Source organism: Aeromonas sp. QDB39 (assembly GCF_027707585.1).
GTDB lineage: Bacteria > Pseudomonadota > Gammaproteobacteria > Enterobacterales > Aeromonadaceae > Aeromonas > Aeromonas hydrophila.
The window spans coordinates 72,199-86,295 of the sequence record NZ_JAPCIV010000001.1; the positions used below are offsets into that span (position 1 = coordinate 72,199).

13 protein-coding genes are annotated in these 14,097 nt (G+C 59.8%); 7 read left to right on the forward strand and 6 right to left on the reverse strand.

Translation table 11 applies throughout. The annotated features are described in order from the left end of the window. Nucleotides 1-110: 110 nt before the first annotated feature. The 5 genes from PG899_RS00290 to glpT all read right to left on the reverse strand — a co-directional run bounded on the left by PG899_RS00290 (nucleotide 111) and on the right by glpT (nucleotide 6,709). Nucleotides 111-1,184: a 3-deoxy-7-phosphoheptulonate synthase gene (locus tag PG899_RS00290; protein ID WP_024943719.1), complete on the reverse strand. Its 1,074-nt coding sequence runs from the start codon at nucleotides 1,182-1,184 to the stop codon at nucleotides 111-113. Nucleotides 1,185-1,502: 318 nt separating this feature from the next. Continuing rightward, entirely contained in the window at nucleotides 1,503-2,582 is a 1,080-nt protein-coding gene (gene glpQ / locus PG899_RS00295; protein ID WP_024943720.1) for a glycerophosphodiester phosphodiesterase, read from the reverse strand. 102 nt (nucleotides 2,583-2,684) lie between these two features. Continuing rightward, a complete protein-coding gene (glpD, locus tag PG899_RS00300; protein ID WP_011705543.1) occupies nucleotides 2,685-4,172 on the reverse strand; it encodes a glycerol-3-phosphate dehydrogenase in 1,488 nt (495 codons plus the stop codon). A gap of 321 nt (nucleotides 4,173-4,493) precedes the next feature. Then, entirely contained in the window at nucleotides 4,494-5,252 is a 759-nt protein-coding gene (locus PG899_RS00305) for a DeoR/GlpR family transcriptional regulator (RefSeq protein ID WP_011705542.1), read from the reverse strand. Nucleotides 5,253-5,353: 101 nt separating this feature from the next. Then, nucleotides 5,354-6,709: a glycerol-3-phosphate transporter gene (glpT, locus tag PG899_RS00310; RefSeq protein WP_011705541.1), complete on the reverse strand. Its 1,356-nt coding sequence runs from the start codon at nucleotides 6,707-6,709 to the stop codon at nucleotides 5,354-5,356. 487 nt (nucleotides 6,710-7,196) lie between these two features. Between glpT and PG899_RS00315 the strand changes: the two genes are divergently transcribed. Next, nucleotides 7,197-8,045, forward strand: a complete 849-nt coding sequence (locus PG899_RS00315) for an MIP/aquaporin family protein (protein ID WP_011705540.1) — start codon at nucleotides 7,197-7,199, stop codon at nucleotides 8,043-8,045. Nucleotides 8,046-8,099: 54 nt separating this feature from the next. Continuing rightward, nucleotides 8,100-9,602 (forward strand): glycerol kinase GlpK, encoded by a 1,503-nt coding sequence (gene glpK, locus PG899_RS00320; protein ID WP_024943722.1) that lies wholly within the window; start codon nucleotides 8,100-8,102, stop codon nucleotides 9,600-9,602. 164 nt (nucleotides 9,603-9,766) lie between these two features. Here the strand turns inward: glpK and PG899_RS00325 are convergent, their stop codons facing one another. Then, a complete protein-coding gene (locus PG899_RS00325) occupies nucleotides 9,767-10,669 on the reverse strand; it encodes a LysR substrate-binding domain-containing protein (protein WP_017409919.1) in 903 nt (300 codons plus the stop codon). Nucleotides 10,670-10,859: 190 nt separating this feature from the next. Between PG899_RS00325 and PG899_RS00330 the strand changes: the two genes are divergently transcribed. The 5 genes from PG899_RS00330 (at nucleotide 10,860) to dkgB (ending at nucleotide 13,736) form a co-directional block, all read left to right on the forward strand. Continuing rightward, nucleotides 10,860-11,246, forward strand: coding sequence for a DUF6404 family protein (locus PG899_RS00330; RefSeq protein WP_024943723.1), 387 nt, complete (start codon nucleotides 10,860-10,862; stop codon nucleotides 11,244-11,246). Between the two features lie 394 nt (nucleotides 11,247-11,640). Then, the gene (locus PG899_RS00335) at nucleotides 11,641-12,027 is read left to right on the forward strand and encodes a DUF6404 family protein (protein ID WP_024943724.1); all 387 of its coding nucleotides are present in this window, start codon (nucleotides 11,641-11,643) and stop codon (nucleotides 12,025-12,027) included. A 20-nt stretch (nucleotides 12,028-12,047) separates the two neighbouring features. Continuing rightward, complete coding sequence (locus PG899_RS00340) at nucleotides 12,048-12,413, forward strand: VOC family protein (protein WP_024943725.1); 366 nt, start codon at nucleotides 12,048-12,050, stop codon at nucleotides 12,411-12,413. A gap of 175 nt (nucleotides 12,414-12,588) precedes the next feature. Next, nucleotides 12,589-12,885, forward strand: coding sequence for a putative quinol monooxygenase (locus tag PG899_RS00345; protein ID WP_024943726.1), 297 nt, complete (start codon nucleotides 12,589-12,591; stop codon nucleotides 12,883-12,885). A gap of 47 nt (nucleotides 12,886-12,932) precedes the next feature. Further along, complete coding sequence (dkgB, locus tag PG899_RS00350; RefSeq protein WP_024943727.1) at nucleotides 12,933-13,736, forward strand: 2,5-didehydrogluconate reductase DkgB; 804 nt, start codon at nucleotides 12,933-12,935, stop codon at nucleotides 13,734-13,736. Nucleotides 13,737-14,097 lie beyond the last annotated feature (361 nt).

Sequence of the window (14,097 nt, forward strand, 5' to 3'; positions counted from 1 at the left end):
CCTGCGGCGCCGCCCGCAGCGACGCCCTGTGATTCAAGAGGCAACAAGGTGTCACCGCCTCGGCCGGTGACACCTCGCTTGTTCAATCAGTGCTGACAAGATACCACGGCTTATGCCTTGGTTCTGGCCAAAAGTGGTACCGACAGCTGGCTGTGGCAGCGGGCCAGCAGCGCATCCGTGGTCTCCCAGTCGATGCAGGCATCGGTGATGGAGACACCGTAGCGCATCTCGCACTTGGGCTGCTCGCTGGACTGATTGCCTTCGAACAGGTTGGATTCGAGCATCACCCCGATGATGGAGCTGTTGCCCTCCTGGATCTGGTGGATCACGTTGTCCGCCACCTTGGGCTGCAGGCGGTGATCCTTGCTGGAGTTGCCGTGGCTGCAATCCACCACCAGACCGGGCAGCAGGCCCGCCTTTTCCAGCGCCTCTTCCGCCAGCGACACATTGACCGAGTCGTAGTTCGGGTGCTTGCCGCCACGCAGGATCACATGACCATCCGGGTTGCCCTGGGTCTGCAGCAGCGCGACCTGACCCTGCTGGTTGATCCCCATGAAGGCGTGGGGGCTGGAGGCCGCCTGCAGCGCATTGATGGCAGTGCCAAGGTTGCCGTCGGTGCCGTTCTTGAAGCCAACCGGCATGGAGAGACCGGAGGCCATCTCCCTGTGGGTCTGGGATTCGGTGGTGCGGGCTCCGATGGCCGACCAGGAGAATAGCTCCGCCAGGTACTGCGGGCTGATGGGGTCGAGCGCCTCGGTGGCCAGCGGCAGTTCCAGCTCGGCCAGCCAGCAGAGCAGCTCGCGGGCACGGTGCAGCCCCAGCTCCACGTCGAAGGTGCCATCCAGGTTCGGATCGTTGATAAAGCCCTTCCAGCCGACCGTGGTGCGTGGCTTCTCAAAGTAGACCCGCATGACAATGTAGAGAGAGTCCTGATAGCCGTCATGCAGCGCTTTGAGTCTGGTTGCGTACTCTTTGGCGGCGTCCATGTCGTGGATCGAGCAGGGACCACAGATCACCAGTAAGCGGTGATCGCGACGGTGGATGATGTCGGCGATGGTATTGCGGGCCCCTTGCACGAATGCCAGCGCGCGATCGGAGATGGGCAGTTTCTCCTTGAGCTGGGCAGGCGTGATCATCACTTGTTCGGACTGGATATGGATGTTGTTCAGGGGATCTCTTTGCATGTTCTCATTCTCTCTACTGTTTTAAGCCAATTGCGCCGACCGTTCACTTTAGTTTACACAAGTCAGCACTTTGTTACGCAACCGCCCTCACCTTACCAATTAAAAACAAACAATCAAGTGAAACCAGTGGATTTATTCGCTAACAGATGGATAAATGACCACAAAAGAGAGCCTTTCGGCCAGAAAATAGCGATCCGCGCATGCTCCACACACCAAAAACGTAAACATATAATTACACCCTTCTATTTTCTCTTGCCAACAGGCATAAAAAAGCGGGGCACCTAGCCCCGCTTGCATTCCCGTGTTGCTCTTCTTTTATTATTTGCCGTGAGCCTTGATCACCTCGACCGCCTTGTCGGGGAAGTCGCTGAATACCCCGTCCACATCGGCCTGATAGAGGAAGATGTTGAGCAGATCGGTGAAGTCTTTCGCATAGGCCGGGATCTGGCCCTCATCCTGACGGAAGGTATAAGGATGCACTTTGAGGCCAGCCGCGTGGGCCTCTTTCACCATGCCGGTGAAGGTCGGTTTGCCCAAGGTACCCGGCTCCGGCACTATCATCGGCTTCCAGGGGCCGATCCCCTCGGCATAGCCGGCGATCTCCTTCATGGCGCCCGGCTTGAACATCCAGTCATAGCCGTAGGGGGTCGCCTTGCCCTTGGCGTCATAGACCATGGTCTCGTTCCAGTCGGTCTCGGCCATCAGCTGCACCAGCTTCAAGTCCATCCCCATGGCGGGCATCAGCTCGCTGTTGATGCGCTTGAGCTCGTTGGTATCGAAACACTGCAGATAGACCTTGTCGTTCTTGCTGGTGTAACCGTACTCCTTCAGTACCTTGAGCACCGCCTTGGAGATGTCCTTGCCCTCGTGGCGGAACAGCCAGGGGGCTTTTATCTCCGGGTAGATACCGATGTTCTTGCCGGTGCTCTTGTTGAGCCCCTGGATCATCTCGATCTCTTCCTGGAAGGTATGGATCTTGAAGCTCGACTTCCACAGCGGGAAACGGGCCGGATAGACCGGCACCTGCTTGCCGTCCACCAGCTGGAACGGCTCGGTCATGCGCAGGGAACGCACCTCGTCCAGGGTGAAATCCACCACATAGTAGCGACCATCCGGGCGGGCCCGCCCAGGGAAGCGCTCGGCCACATCGGTGATGCCATCGAGGAAGTGATCGTGCATCACCACCAGCTGGTCATCCTTGGTCATCACCAGATCCTGCTCCAGATAGTCGGCCCCCATGCCATAGGCCAATGCCTTGGACTCCAGGGTGTGCTCGGGCAGGTAGCCGGAGGCCCCCCGGTGGGCGATCACTATCTTGCCTTCATCGGCTGCCAGTGCGGGCAATGCCAGGGCGGCCCCCAGACCAAGGGCAAGCAGGGAGAGAGTGTGTTTTTTCATGCGCGGTGCTCTTTGTTATTGTTTATGGGATGTAGGTTATTGTTATAACAGAGGTTTATTGCATTTTTACGGCGGGCGGCCAGGGCCGCCCACCGGGGGTGATCAGCAGGCTTCGGGCAGGGCGTGGTGGTGTTCACTGAGCCAGGCAGCCAGTTGCTGCTGCTCGGCTTCGGACAGACGCAGCCCCAGCTTGCTGCGGCGCCACAGAATGTCTTCCAGGCTGCAGGCCCACTCCCGCTCGATAAGGTAGCGCACTTCAGATTCGTACAGTCCGGCACCAAAGTGCTGGCCACGCTCCTGGTGCAGCCAGAGGCGGGCATGGGCGCCATAGGCCTCGGCAATGCGCAGGGCACTGCGATCATCGAGCCAGTCAAATTCCAGCGCAAAGGCGCGCGCCAGCTCGCGAACCGAGCAGTCGAACTCGCCACCGGGCAGCCGGCTGTTGGCGGTCCAGTCATCCCCCATCTGGCTGAACCAGGGTTTGAGCTTGTTGCAGGCAGCCTGGGCCAGCTTGCGATAGGTGGTGAGCTTGCCGCCAAATACTGACAGCAGCGGCGCGCCATCGGATTCACCGGACAGTTCGAGGGTGTAGTCGCGGGTCACCGCCTGCGGCGAGTCGGACTCGTCATCGCACAGCGGGCGCACCCCGGCATAGGTCCAGATCACGTCTTTGGGGGCGATCTGACGGGTGAAGTGGGCGTTGACCACCTTGCACAGGTAGTTGATCTCGGCGTCGCTGATCTTGGCTTCACGCGGGCTGCCCTTGTGCTCCACGTCCGTGGTGCCGATGAGGGAGTAGTCCTGCTGATAAGGGATGACGAAGACGATGCGGTTGTCCTCGTTTTGCAGGATGTAGGCCTCTTCGCGCTCATGGATGCGTGGCACTATCATGTGGCTGCCCTTGATGAGGCGAATGCCACGCGGGGATTTCTCGTGCAGGCTCTCGTCATAGAAGGTCTTGACCCAGGGGCCGGCCGCATTGACCAGGCCGCGGCAGGTGACGTTGAACTGCTCGCCCCCTTCCCGCTCCAGGGTCAGGGTCCAGTGTTTGGAGCCGCGCACCGCCTTGACGCAGCGGGTGCGGGTCTGCACGTCGGCGCCCTTGTCGCGGGCCATCATGGCGTTGAGCACCACCAGCCGGGCGTCGTCGACCCAGGCGTCCGAATACTCGAACCCCTTGCTGATGCCGGCGGTGAGGCCATCCTGCGGCAGGAAGCGCACGCCGCAGCTGCCCTTGAGCTTGTCGCGCTTGGCCAGGTTGTCATAGAGGAACAGGCCGGCGCGGATCATCCAGGCCGGGCGCAGGTGCGGGCGATGGGGCAGCCGAAAACGCATGGGACGGGCGATATGGGGGGCCATGCCGAGCAGCACCTCCCGCTCCGCCAGCGCCTCTTTCACCAGCCGGAATTCGTAGTGTTCCAGGTAGCGCAGGCCGCCGTGGATCAGCTTGCTGGAGTTGGAAGAGGTGGCAGAGGCGAGATCGCGCGCCTCGAACAGGGCAACCTTCAGACCCCGCCCCGCTGCATCAGCCGCAATGCCTACCCCGTTGATGCCGCCGCCGACGACGACCAGATCATAATGTTCGCTCATGTTCACCTACTTTCTTATTTTGACCTTGCGAAACCGTCGCAATGTTTGATTTCGCTCATATTAGAGCATGAAAAAATGATAAACGAACATTTTATGGAGAAAATGTGATCGCGATTGTTTTGGCAATGCTAAAAATGCTGCCGGTCGGTGATAAAGCGGCGCAACCTGGGGAAAACGGGGGCAAGGCTGTGAGCGAGATCGCGCTTTTTGGAACATCAGCACGACATTGGCGGTGGAGTGAAGGTGGGCAGAAGTGCGTAGAGGCTGAAAACGAAGCGGCCGCCCGATGGCGGCCTGGTGCTGGAACGGGTTAACGGCGACTCAGCAGATGTGGCACTCGATCTGATGCTGGGACATCAGCCGCATCAGCTTCTCCGGCGGCTCCTGATCGGTGAACAGGGCGTGGATCTGGCTGAGGTTGCCGAGGTTGACCATGGCGTTGCGACCAAACTTGGTGTGGTCGGCGGCCAGGAACACCTGGCGGGAGTGGGCGATGATGGCCTGGGCAATCTTCACCTCGTGGTAGTCAAAATCGAGCAATGAGCCATCGCTGTCGATGCCCGAGATGCCGATGACGCCGTAGTCCATGCGAAACTGGCCGATGAAGTCGCGGGTCGCCTCCCCCACGATGCCGCCGTCCCGGTTGCGAATTTCGCCGCCGGCGATGATGACGGTGAAGTCATCCTTGGCGGTGAGGATGCTGGCCACGTTGAGGTTGTTGGTGACGATGCGCAGCTCGCGGTGATCGAGCAGGGCGCGGGCGATGGCTTCGGTGGTGGTGCCGATGTCGATGAACAGCGACGAGCCGTCGGGAATATTGGCGGCCACTTCACGGGCGATACGCTCTTTCTCCTTGAGCTGCATCACCTTGCGGGCGCTGTAGGCGGTGTTGACGGTACTCGAATGCAGGGAGGCCCCGCCATGGTGGCGCCGGATCTTGTTCTGCTCGGCGAGATCGTTGAGATCCCGGCGAATGGTCTGGGGGCTGACGTCAAAGTGGGTCACCAGATCCTCGGTCGAGACAAAGCCCTGCCGCGTCAGGACGTCCAGGATCTCCAGATGTCGTTGGGTTTGCTTCACGCTTGAACTCCGATGATGAGACGAAAAAAGGCCCCGGCAGATGCGGGGCCTTGGGGAGTTTACCTGATCCCTTTTCCAATCGATAAGGGCAGGATCACGTTTTATGCCTTATGGGCAGCCGCTTTGGCGGCAATCGACTGGTTCTCGTGCTTGAGGGTCATCGCCAGCAGGATGATGGAGAGCACGCAGGAAGCGGTCAGCACCATGAAGCCGCCATCCCAGCCGAAGTGGTCAACGGTGTAGCCCAGCATGGCGTTGGCCGCGACCGCGCCACCCAGATAACCGAACAGACCGGTGAAGCCTGCCGCAGTACCGGCGGCCTTCTTCGGCGCCAGCTCCAGGGCATAGAGGCCGATCAGCATGACGGGGCCGTAGATGAGGAAGCCGATGGCCACCAGCGCCATCATGTCGACGGTCGGGTTGCCGGCCGGGTTGAACCAGTAGACCAGCACGGCCACGGTCACCAGCACCATGAACAGGATGCCGGCCGGCGCACGGCGGCCCTGGAACATCTTGTCAGAGATCCAGCCGCACAGCAGGGTACCCGGAATACCCGCCCACTCGTACAGGAAGTACGCCCAGGAGGAGTTGTCGACGCTGAAGTCCTTGGCCTCTTTCAGGTAGGTCGGCGCCCAGTCCAGCACACCGTAACGGATGAGATAAACGAAGGCGTTGGCAATGGCGATGTACCACAGCAGCTTGTTGTGCAGCACGTACTTGACGAAGATCTCCTTGGCGGAAAACTCCTGCTCGTGGCTTTCGTTATAGTCCTTCGGATAGTCGTTCTTGTGCTCTTCAATGGGGGGCAAACCGACCGATTGCGGGGTGTCGCGCATCACGAAGAAGGCGATCACCGCGATGGCGGCGGCGGCGGCAGCCGGCACATAGAAGGCACTGCGCCAGTCGTTGAACCAGCCCATCCCCAGAATGAACAGCGGGCCTATCATGCCGCCACCCACGTTGTGGGCCACGTTCCAGACCGCAACCACTTCACCGCGCTCTTTCTGTGACCACCAGTGCACCATGGTGCGACCGCAGGGCGGCCAGCCCATGCCCTGTGCCCAGCCGTTCAGGAACAACAGCACGAACATGATGGCGATGCTGGAGGTGGCCCAGTGCATGGTCCCCATCATGAACATGATGCCGGCCGACAGCAGCAGACCGGCGGAGAGGAAGTAGCGGGCGTTGGAGCGGTCCGACACGTTCCCCATCAGGAACTTGGAGAGACCGTAGGCGATGGAGACGCCAGACAGCGCCAGACCCAGATCACCGCGGGAGAAGCCCTGCTCGATCAGATAGGGCATCGCCAGACTGAAGTTTTTCCGTACCAGGTAGTAACCGGCATAACCGAAGAAGATCCCGAAAAACACCTGCCAACGCATGCGTTTGTAGAAGGGGTCGACCTTGTCGGCCGGGAGCCTGTCTATGTGTGGTGCAGGCCTGAAGAGACTAAGCATGTTCTGCTTCCTTATTGTTGTTGTGGGCGGTTGAGGGTGCCCTGTCCATGCTGACCAATCAGATGAGTCCTAATTCGAAAGCGAGCCTATTGTGCTCATATGTGAACATTTAATCTGTGATGGAGGCTGAAATATTGCAGTTTTATTACAAAAGAAAGTGTCAAATGAGCAATCACTCATCAGCCGCAATCCCTTGTGTAGCAAGGCTTTTGTCTACCCACTAAGTGGTATAACCACTGTATCAACTTGCTTTCCGTCACATTTTCTTAGCAATGAGTGGGATCTTGTCCACATTTCCTGCGGGGAGGGAGTGGTGAATGGGCGATTTAGGTTTATTTTCTCTCTCGTCCGAGAACGAGCGCAAACGAGCATAACGTTTGCGTCAACTCAAAAAACAAGAAGAAACGTTTTCGGACGCAATAATGGGAATGAAAAACAACAAAACGGAACATCAAACCTACTCTGGGTGGATATAAGGAATAACGGTATGAGCATACAAAGACCCAATACCCTGCTTGGCGAATGCATTGCCGAGTTTATCGGAACCGGCCTGCTGATATTTTTCGGCGTCGGCTGCGTGGCCGCACTGGTGCTGGCGGGAGCCAACTTCGGGCAATGGGAAATTTCCATTACCTGGGGTCTGGGCGTCGCCATCGCCATCTATGTCACCGGCGGTATCTCCGGTGCCCACCTCAACCCGGCCGTGACCCTGGCGCTGATGACCTTCTGCGGGTTCGACAAGCGCAAAGTGGTGCCCTACATCATCGCCCAGGTTGCCGGCGCCTTCTGCTTCGCGGCGCTGGTCTACTTCCTCTATGGTAACCTTTTCACCCAGTGGGAAGTGACCCACAACGTGGTGCGCGGCAGCGTCGAGAGCCTCGGCAGCGCCGGCATCTTCTCTACCTACCCCAATGCCCTGCTCTCCAACATGCAGGCCTTCGCAGTCGAGATGGTGATCACCGCCGTGCTGATGCTGGGCATCATGGCACTGGGTGACAACAACAACGGTGCCCCCAAAGGCTTCGCCGCCGCCCTGCTGATCGGTATCCTGATCGCGGTGATCGGCGCCTCCCTTGGCCCGTTAACCGGTTTCGCCATGAACCCGGCCCGTGATTTCGGCCCCAAACTGTTCGCCTTCCTGGCCGGCTGGGGTGACGTGGCCATGACCGGTGGTCGTGACAACCCCTACTTCTGGGTTCCCATCCTCGGCCCCATCGTCGGTGCCCAGATCGGTACTGCCCTCTATGTAAAAGTGTTGGCTCCCTGTGTGCCGGGCAACCGCGTCGCCACCGAAGAAGCCGCCAAGCTGTCTAACAAAGAAGAGGCCGCCGCCTAAGAGCGGCCCTCCCCAACGTGTAAAAACGTGGAAAATAAAAACGTGGAGAACATCATGTCTGCTGAAAAAAAATATGTCGTCGCTCTGGACCAGGGTACTACCTCTTCCCGTGCCATCGTGTTTGACCAGGACGCCAACATAGTCGGTACCTCCCAGCGCGAATTCACCCAGCACTACCCGAAAGCGGGCTGGGTGGAGCACGACCCGATGGAGATCTGGGCGACCCAATCCTCCGTCTTCACCGAAGTGCTGGCCAAGACTGGCCTTCGCAGCGAAGAGATCGCCGCCATCGGCATCACCAACCAGCGTGAAACCACAGTGGTATGGGAAAAGGCCACCGGCAAGCCCATCTACAACGCCATCGTCTGGCAGTGCCGCCGCACCGCGGCCATCTGTGAAGAGCTGAAAGCGCGCGGCCTGGAAGAGTACGTGCGTGAAAACACCGGTCTGGTGCTGGACGCCTACTTCTCCGGCACCAAGGTGAAGTGGATCCTCGACAACGTCGAAGGGGCCCGCGAGAAGGCGATGAACGGCGAGCTGCTGTTCGGCACCATCGATACCTGGCTGGTGTGGAAGATGACCAACGGCGAAGTGCACGTCACCGACCCGACCAACGCCTCCCGTACCATGCTCTACAACATCCGCGACCTGAAGTGGGATCAGCGCATGCTGGACGAGCTGGGCATCCCCATGTCCATGCTGCCGGAAGTGAAGCCCTCCTCCGAGGTCTATGGCTACACCACCCGTGGCGGCGGCTCCCGCATTCCCATCGCCGGTATCGCCGGTGACCAGCAGTCTGCCCTGTTCGGCCAGCTCTGCTTCGAGAAAGGGATGGCCAAGAACACCTACGGCACCGGCTGCTTCATGCTGATGAACACCGGCACCGAGCCGGTTCGCTCCAGCAACGGCCTGCTGACCACGGTCGCCATCGGCCCGAAAGGGGAAGTGAACTACGCGCTGGAAGGTGCGGTGTTTATGGGCGGCGCCACCATCCAGTGGCTGCGTGACGAGCTCAAGATCATTCACGATGCCCGCGACACCGACTACTTCGCCTCCAAGGTTGGCGACACCAACGGCGTCTATCTGGTTCCGGCCTTCGTCGGCCTGGGTGCTCCCTACTGGGATCCGTATGCTCGTGGCACCATGGTCGGCCTGACCCGCGGTGCCAACCGCAACCACATCATCCGTGCCGCGCTGGAATCCATCGCCTATCAGAGCCGCGATGTGCTGGATGCGATGCAGCAGGACTCCGGCATCAAGCTGGCAGCCCTGAAAGTAGACGGTGGCGCTGTGGCCAACGACTTCCTGATGCAGTTCCAGGCCGACATGATGCACACCCCGGTGGTGCGTCCGACCCGCATCGAAACCACCGCCATGGGCGCCGCCTTCCTGGCTGGCCTCGCCGTCGGCTTCTGGAAGAGCTCGGAAGAGCTGGAAGACAAGTTCAGCGTGGACCGCGAGTTCATCCCGCAGATGGACCGCGATGATCGCGCCAAGCGTTACAACGGCTGGAAGAAGGCGGTGGAACGTTCACGCCGCTGGGCAGAAGAGGAGTGATCGGGCAACCGACACAGCCTTGAGCTGAAAAACGTGAGAGGCCGACAGCAATGTCGGCCTCTCTTTTTTTAGCACCGCCCCGATGATAACCCCCCTATCGTCCCTAGGCAGACCCCAAGCACGGCGGGCCCTTTCTGGCGGGCAGCCCGGTCAGAGATCGGGCGCTACAGCATCTCGCTACCGAGCTGCTCTTTGAGGAAATCGAGCCAGACCCGCAGCCGGATGTCGCGCTGGGCATCGGAGTAGAACACCGCATTGATGGGGCGTGAGGCACCGCTGTTGCTGCGGGCCAGCACCTCCACCAGAGCACCGCTCATCCGATCCTGCCCGGTCATGAAATCCGACAGACAGACGATCCCCTGCCCCCGCAGCGCCAGCTGGCGCAGGGTCTCACCGCTGCTGGCGCGCAGGGTCGGGGTGATGGGAAAGCGATCCCCCTGCTCCTGGCTCAGCAGCGGCCAGTGGTTGAGGTGATCGGGGTGCAAAAAACCGAGCAGCTCGTGCCCGCTCAGCAGATCCGCCGGCTGGCGCGGGGTGCCGCGCTCACGCAAATAGTCGGGGGAGGCCAGCAGCCGCAGCCGCGAGCGGCCCAGCGGCAGCGCCCGCAGGGAGGAGTCGGTCAGCTCGCCGATACGAATGGCCATGTCCACCCGCCGCTCCATCAGGTTGATGAAGCCCTCGGAGCTGTGCAGTTGCAGCTCGATGGCGGGGTAGCGGCGGCGAAACTCGCCGATGATGGGCACCAGCCGGTGCAGGATAAAGGGGGTGGCGGCATCCACCCGCAATACCCCCTCCGGCTGCTCGCGGCGCATCAGCAGCAGCCCCTCCGCCTCGCTCATCTCGGTCAGGATCTTCACCGCCCGCTGATAGAACCAGCTCCCCTCCTCGGTCAGGCTGACTCGCCTCGTGGTGCGGTTGAGCAGCACGGTCGAGAGCTTCTCTTCCAGCCGCTTGATGCCGCGGCTCACCACCGAATTGTCCATGCCGAGGTTCTCCGCCGCCTGGCGAAAACTCCCCGCCTCCACCACCGCCACAAACAGGGTCAGTTCATCAGAATGGGTCTTCATTGCTGCAATCCAGACAAGAGTAATGGGCCTTTATAGGCACGGGGGCCCTGGATTGGCAAGGATGCTCTGGTAGTTGTGCTGGTATTTAGCAGAGAAATAATCTGAGATGGCTGCTATCCCTCAGCCTGCCTAATCCGTAGAATGCCGCAAAAAAGCACCATATGACGCCGCTGCGATATAAGGCAAATCAATGACATTTGAAGAACGGCTAACCATCGCCCATCAGACTCTGGCTGACCAAGGCATCAAGAAATATGACTACAACCCATGGATGTTCAAGCTGTTGCGCAAACTCGGCTGCACCGTCAAGCCACCTTATTACGCGGGCGGGCTGGTCAATTTTCTTTGTGCCAGCCTCAGTATCGCGCCGATCTGGGGTCTGATTATGTGGACGTTCGTCTGGCACCCAGAGGGAAGATCTTTCGTATCATCTTTGTTCAGCACAGCTCTATTCGCTGGCCTGTTTGGCCTCGTTACCTTGATCAGGCTCTGGCTGAAGCGCAGGCAGCTTGATTTGACCCCATGGGAACAGCTAGCACGCCAACCCATCCGTGAAAGCGCGGCAGGAAAAGGCTGAAACCCCGCCGCAAATTGGCACCAGATGTAATACAAGCTATAGACACGGACCCCCACCTTGCCCGATTTCGTTAAATTCATTATCAGTTTTTCAGTTCACTGCGTCATTCCAATGGCCATTGGCTTGTTGGTTCTCACCTACCGACTTTTCCGCCCCCACAATGGCAACTGGCGCAGCTATCGACGCCGTTGGAATCCTCTCCCTCTCTTCGTCTCCATTTTCCTTGGTATGGTGGCCGCAAGAAGGCTCCATCCAGCCATCATGGCGGCCTTGGAGTGAGTGGAAAGCATACAGATAAATAACGTGATCACGAGCCCACATTGCGTTGATGGTTTGCCAGTAGAATGCGGCAAGATGGCATCGTATGACACCAACCCCCTCAAGGAAAAACATCATGGAGTTCGAACGCAGGCTGGCCGCCGCCCATCGGGAGCTGGCAGAGAAGGGTGTGCAGACGCTCAACTACAACCCGCCGCTCATCTGGCTGCTGCGAAAAGCTGGGTTCACCATCAGGCCGCCCCACTACGAACGCTTTCTGGTCAATGTCCTTACTCTGGGGATCCCCACTGGCGCTATCTGGGGGGTGTTGATGTGGTTCTTCGGCTGGCAACATGAAGTAACGCCAGCATTTGCTTTGCGCCAGAGCCTGCTGTTTGGCATAGGGTTCAGTCTGCTGATGGCGACCTGGCTCTGGTTTCGACGCAAGCAGCTCAAGCTGACCCCTTGGGACGCTTTGCCCCACTTCACGAGCCGCACGCAAAAACGCTGGCAACCGAAATAATCACCAACAGGGAGAGCCTCATGACCAGGGCCCATGAAAAACTGAACTATGTGGAGTTTGCGGCGCGGGATCTCGCGGCCACCAAGGCCTTCTTTCAGGCCGCCTTCGGCTGGCAATTTGTCGACTATGGCCCCGACTACTGCGCCTTTGCCGATGAGGGGCTGGACGGCGGTTTCTATAAGGCGGATCTGTGCAGCAGCACGGCCCAAGGCGGCGCGCTCTTGGTGTTCTACAGCGCCGATATCGAAGCAACCCAGGCCAAGGTGAGCCAGCATGGTGGCACCATCATTCGCCCCCTGTTCGACTTCCCCGGTGGCAGTCGCTTCCACTTCGTCGAACCCAGCGGCAATGAATTTGCGGTCTGGTCCGAGCCGGCCAATGCCTGATGACAAGGGGGCGCCCCGGCGCTCCCTGCTCCTTTTACCGCCCTGACTTCCTCACCACCACCTCGCCCCGGTCCCTTCATTGCTGCTCTTGTCTCAATAGTGTTTTGCGACTGCTGCCCTGTTTCCCGCGATAGACGGCGGGCATACTGACTCCCGTCTTAACGAGGAGGTTCAGATGTCATCCCCCGTGATTGTGATTGCCCAGCTTGAAGCCAAACCCGAATTCGCCCCCCAGTTCCGCGCAGCCCTCGATCCGCTGATCGCCGCCACCTTGCTGGAGGCTGGCTGCCTGCGCTACCAGCTGCATCAGGATTTGGACAATCCCCACAGCTGGATGCTCTACGAGGTGTGGGAGAGCGATGCCGCCCTCAGCGCCCATCAGGGCCAGCCCCACTTTACCGAATTCGTCGCCAAGGCCGAGCCCTGGTTTGCCGGCAGTACCATTCGCCGCTATCAGCCGCTGAAGGCCTGATTTTCCGCGCCGCTGAGCGCCCTTTTGCCACCTATTTGAGGAATAACATGATGAAGATGCCCAACCTGGGTCTGGGAACCTTTCGCCTGACCGGCCAACCCCTGCGTGACTCCCTGCTGCAGGGGCTCGAGCTTGGCTACCGCCACATCGATACCGCCCAGATCTACGCCAACGAGGCCGAAGTGGGCCAGCTGATGAGCGAGAGCGGCGTACCCCGCCAGGATATCTATCTGACCACCAAGGTGTGGACCAGCGAGTTCGGGCCGGGCAAGCTGATCCCGAGCCTGGAGGTGAGTCTGGAAAAACTAGGCACCGACTATCTGGATCTGGCGCTGATCCACTGGCCCTCCCCTGAGGATGAGGTGCCGATGGCGGTCTATCTGGAGCAGCTGGTCGAGGCCAAGGCTCGGGGCCTGACCCGCGAGATCGGGGTCTCCAACTTCACCGTGGCCCAGCTTAAAGAAGCCATCGATATTCTGGGGCCGGGCGTCATCGCCCACCAGCAGGTGGAGATCCACCCGCTGCTGCAAAATCGCAAGGTGGTCGAATTCTGCCAGGCCCACGGCATCGCCATCACCGCCTATATGCCGCTCGCCTATGGCAAGGTGCTCACCGAGCCGCTGCTGATGGAGATCGGCAAGCACCACGGCGTCTCGGCGGCCCAGGTGTCGCTGGCCTGGCTGCTGGCCCAGGGCATGGCGGTGATCCCGAGCTCCACCAAGCGGGAGAATCTGGCCGCCAACCTGGCGGCGCTGAAGGTCACGCTCACTGCCGAGGAGATGGCCGCCATCGCTACCCTGGAGCGGGGCGAGCGCTGTGCCAACCCGGACTTTGCGCCGGATTGGGACTAATAAGCAGGTTCAACTGGATTGTTCCCTCTTCCCATGGGAGAGGGCTAGGATGACGGTATAGCAGGCTACCCTAGGCTAGTTTTGCTGCATATACAGATTGCCCCTCATCCCCAACCCTTCTCCCGCCAGGGGAGAAGGGGGCAGATAACGCTTAACGGTATTTTTCAGCAGAAGCGGGAGGCCCAGTGCCTCCCGCTTTTTTTGCGCGCCACTGCCACCCGTGCAGTTGTCCTCATCCACCCTGCCGCCTTTCTCTTGCCCTCTTTCTCTTGTCCCTTCCCTCTTTGTTGCCTAGCCGGTCTGTACGCCTTGCTACTACGCGCTTTGCTCCGCTGCTTCAACCACTCCCACTACCCCACTC

What these genes read in the sequence shown, in the direction of transcription:
- PG899_RS00290 (WP_024943719.1), bottom strand. Translation starts at nt 1,184, where the DNA reads ATGCAAAGAGATCCCCTGAACAACATCCATATCCAGTCCGAACAAGTG.
- glpQ (WP_024943720.1), bottom strand. Translation starts at nt 2,582, where the DNA reads ATGAAAAAACACACTCTCTCCCTGCTTGCCCTTGGTCTGGGGGCCGCC.
- glpD (WP_011705543.1), bottom strand. Translation starts at nt 4,172, where the DNA reads ATGAGCGAACATTATGATCTGGTCGTCGTCGGCGGCGGCATCAACGGG.
- glpT (WP_011705541.1), bottom strand. Translation starts at nt 6,709, where the DNA reads ATGCTTAGTCTCTTCAGGCCTGCACCACACATAGACAGGCTCCCGGCC.
- PG899_RS00315 (WP_011705540.1), top strand. Translation starts at nt 7,197, where the DNA reads ATGAGCATACAAAGACCCAATACCCTGCTTGGCGAATGCATTGCCGAG.
- glpK (WP_024943722.1), top strand. Translation starts at nt 8,100, where the DNA reads ATGTCTGCTGAAAAAAAATATGTCGTCGCTCTGGACCAGGGTACTACC.
- PG899_RS00325 (WP_017409919.1), bottom strand. Translation starts at nt 10,669, where the DNA reads ATGAAGACCCATTCTGATGAACTGACCCTGTTTGTGGCGGTGGTGGAG.
- PG899_RS00330 (WP_024943723.1), top strand. Translation starts at nt 10,860, where the DNA reads ATGACATTTGAAGAACGGCTAACCATCGCCCATCAGACTCTGGCTGAC.
- PG899_RS00335 (WP_024943724.1), top strand. Translation starts at nt 11,641, where the DNA reads ATGGAGTTCGAACGCAGGCTGGCCGCCGCCCATCGGGAGCTGGCAGAG.
- PG899_RS00340 (WP_024943725.1), top strand. Translation starts at nt 12,048, where the DNA reads ATGACCAGGGCCCATGAAAAACTGAACTATGTGGAGTTTGCGGCGCGG.
- PG899_RS00345 (WP_024943726.1), top strand. Translation starts at nt 12,589, where the DNA reads ATGTCATCCCCCGTGATTGTGATTGCCCAGCTTGAAGCCAAACCCGAA.
- dkgB (WP_024943727.1), top strand. Translation starts at nt 12,933, where the DNA reads ATGATGAAGATGCCCAACCTGGGTCTGGGAACCTTTCGCCTGACCGGC.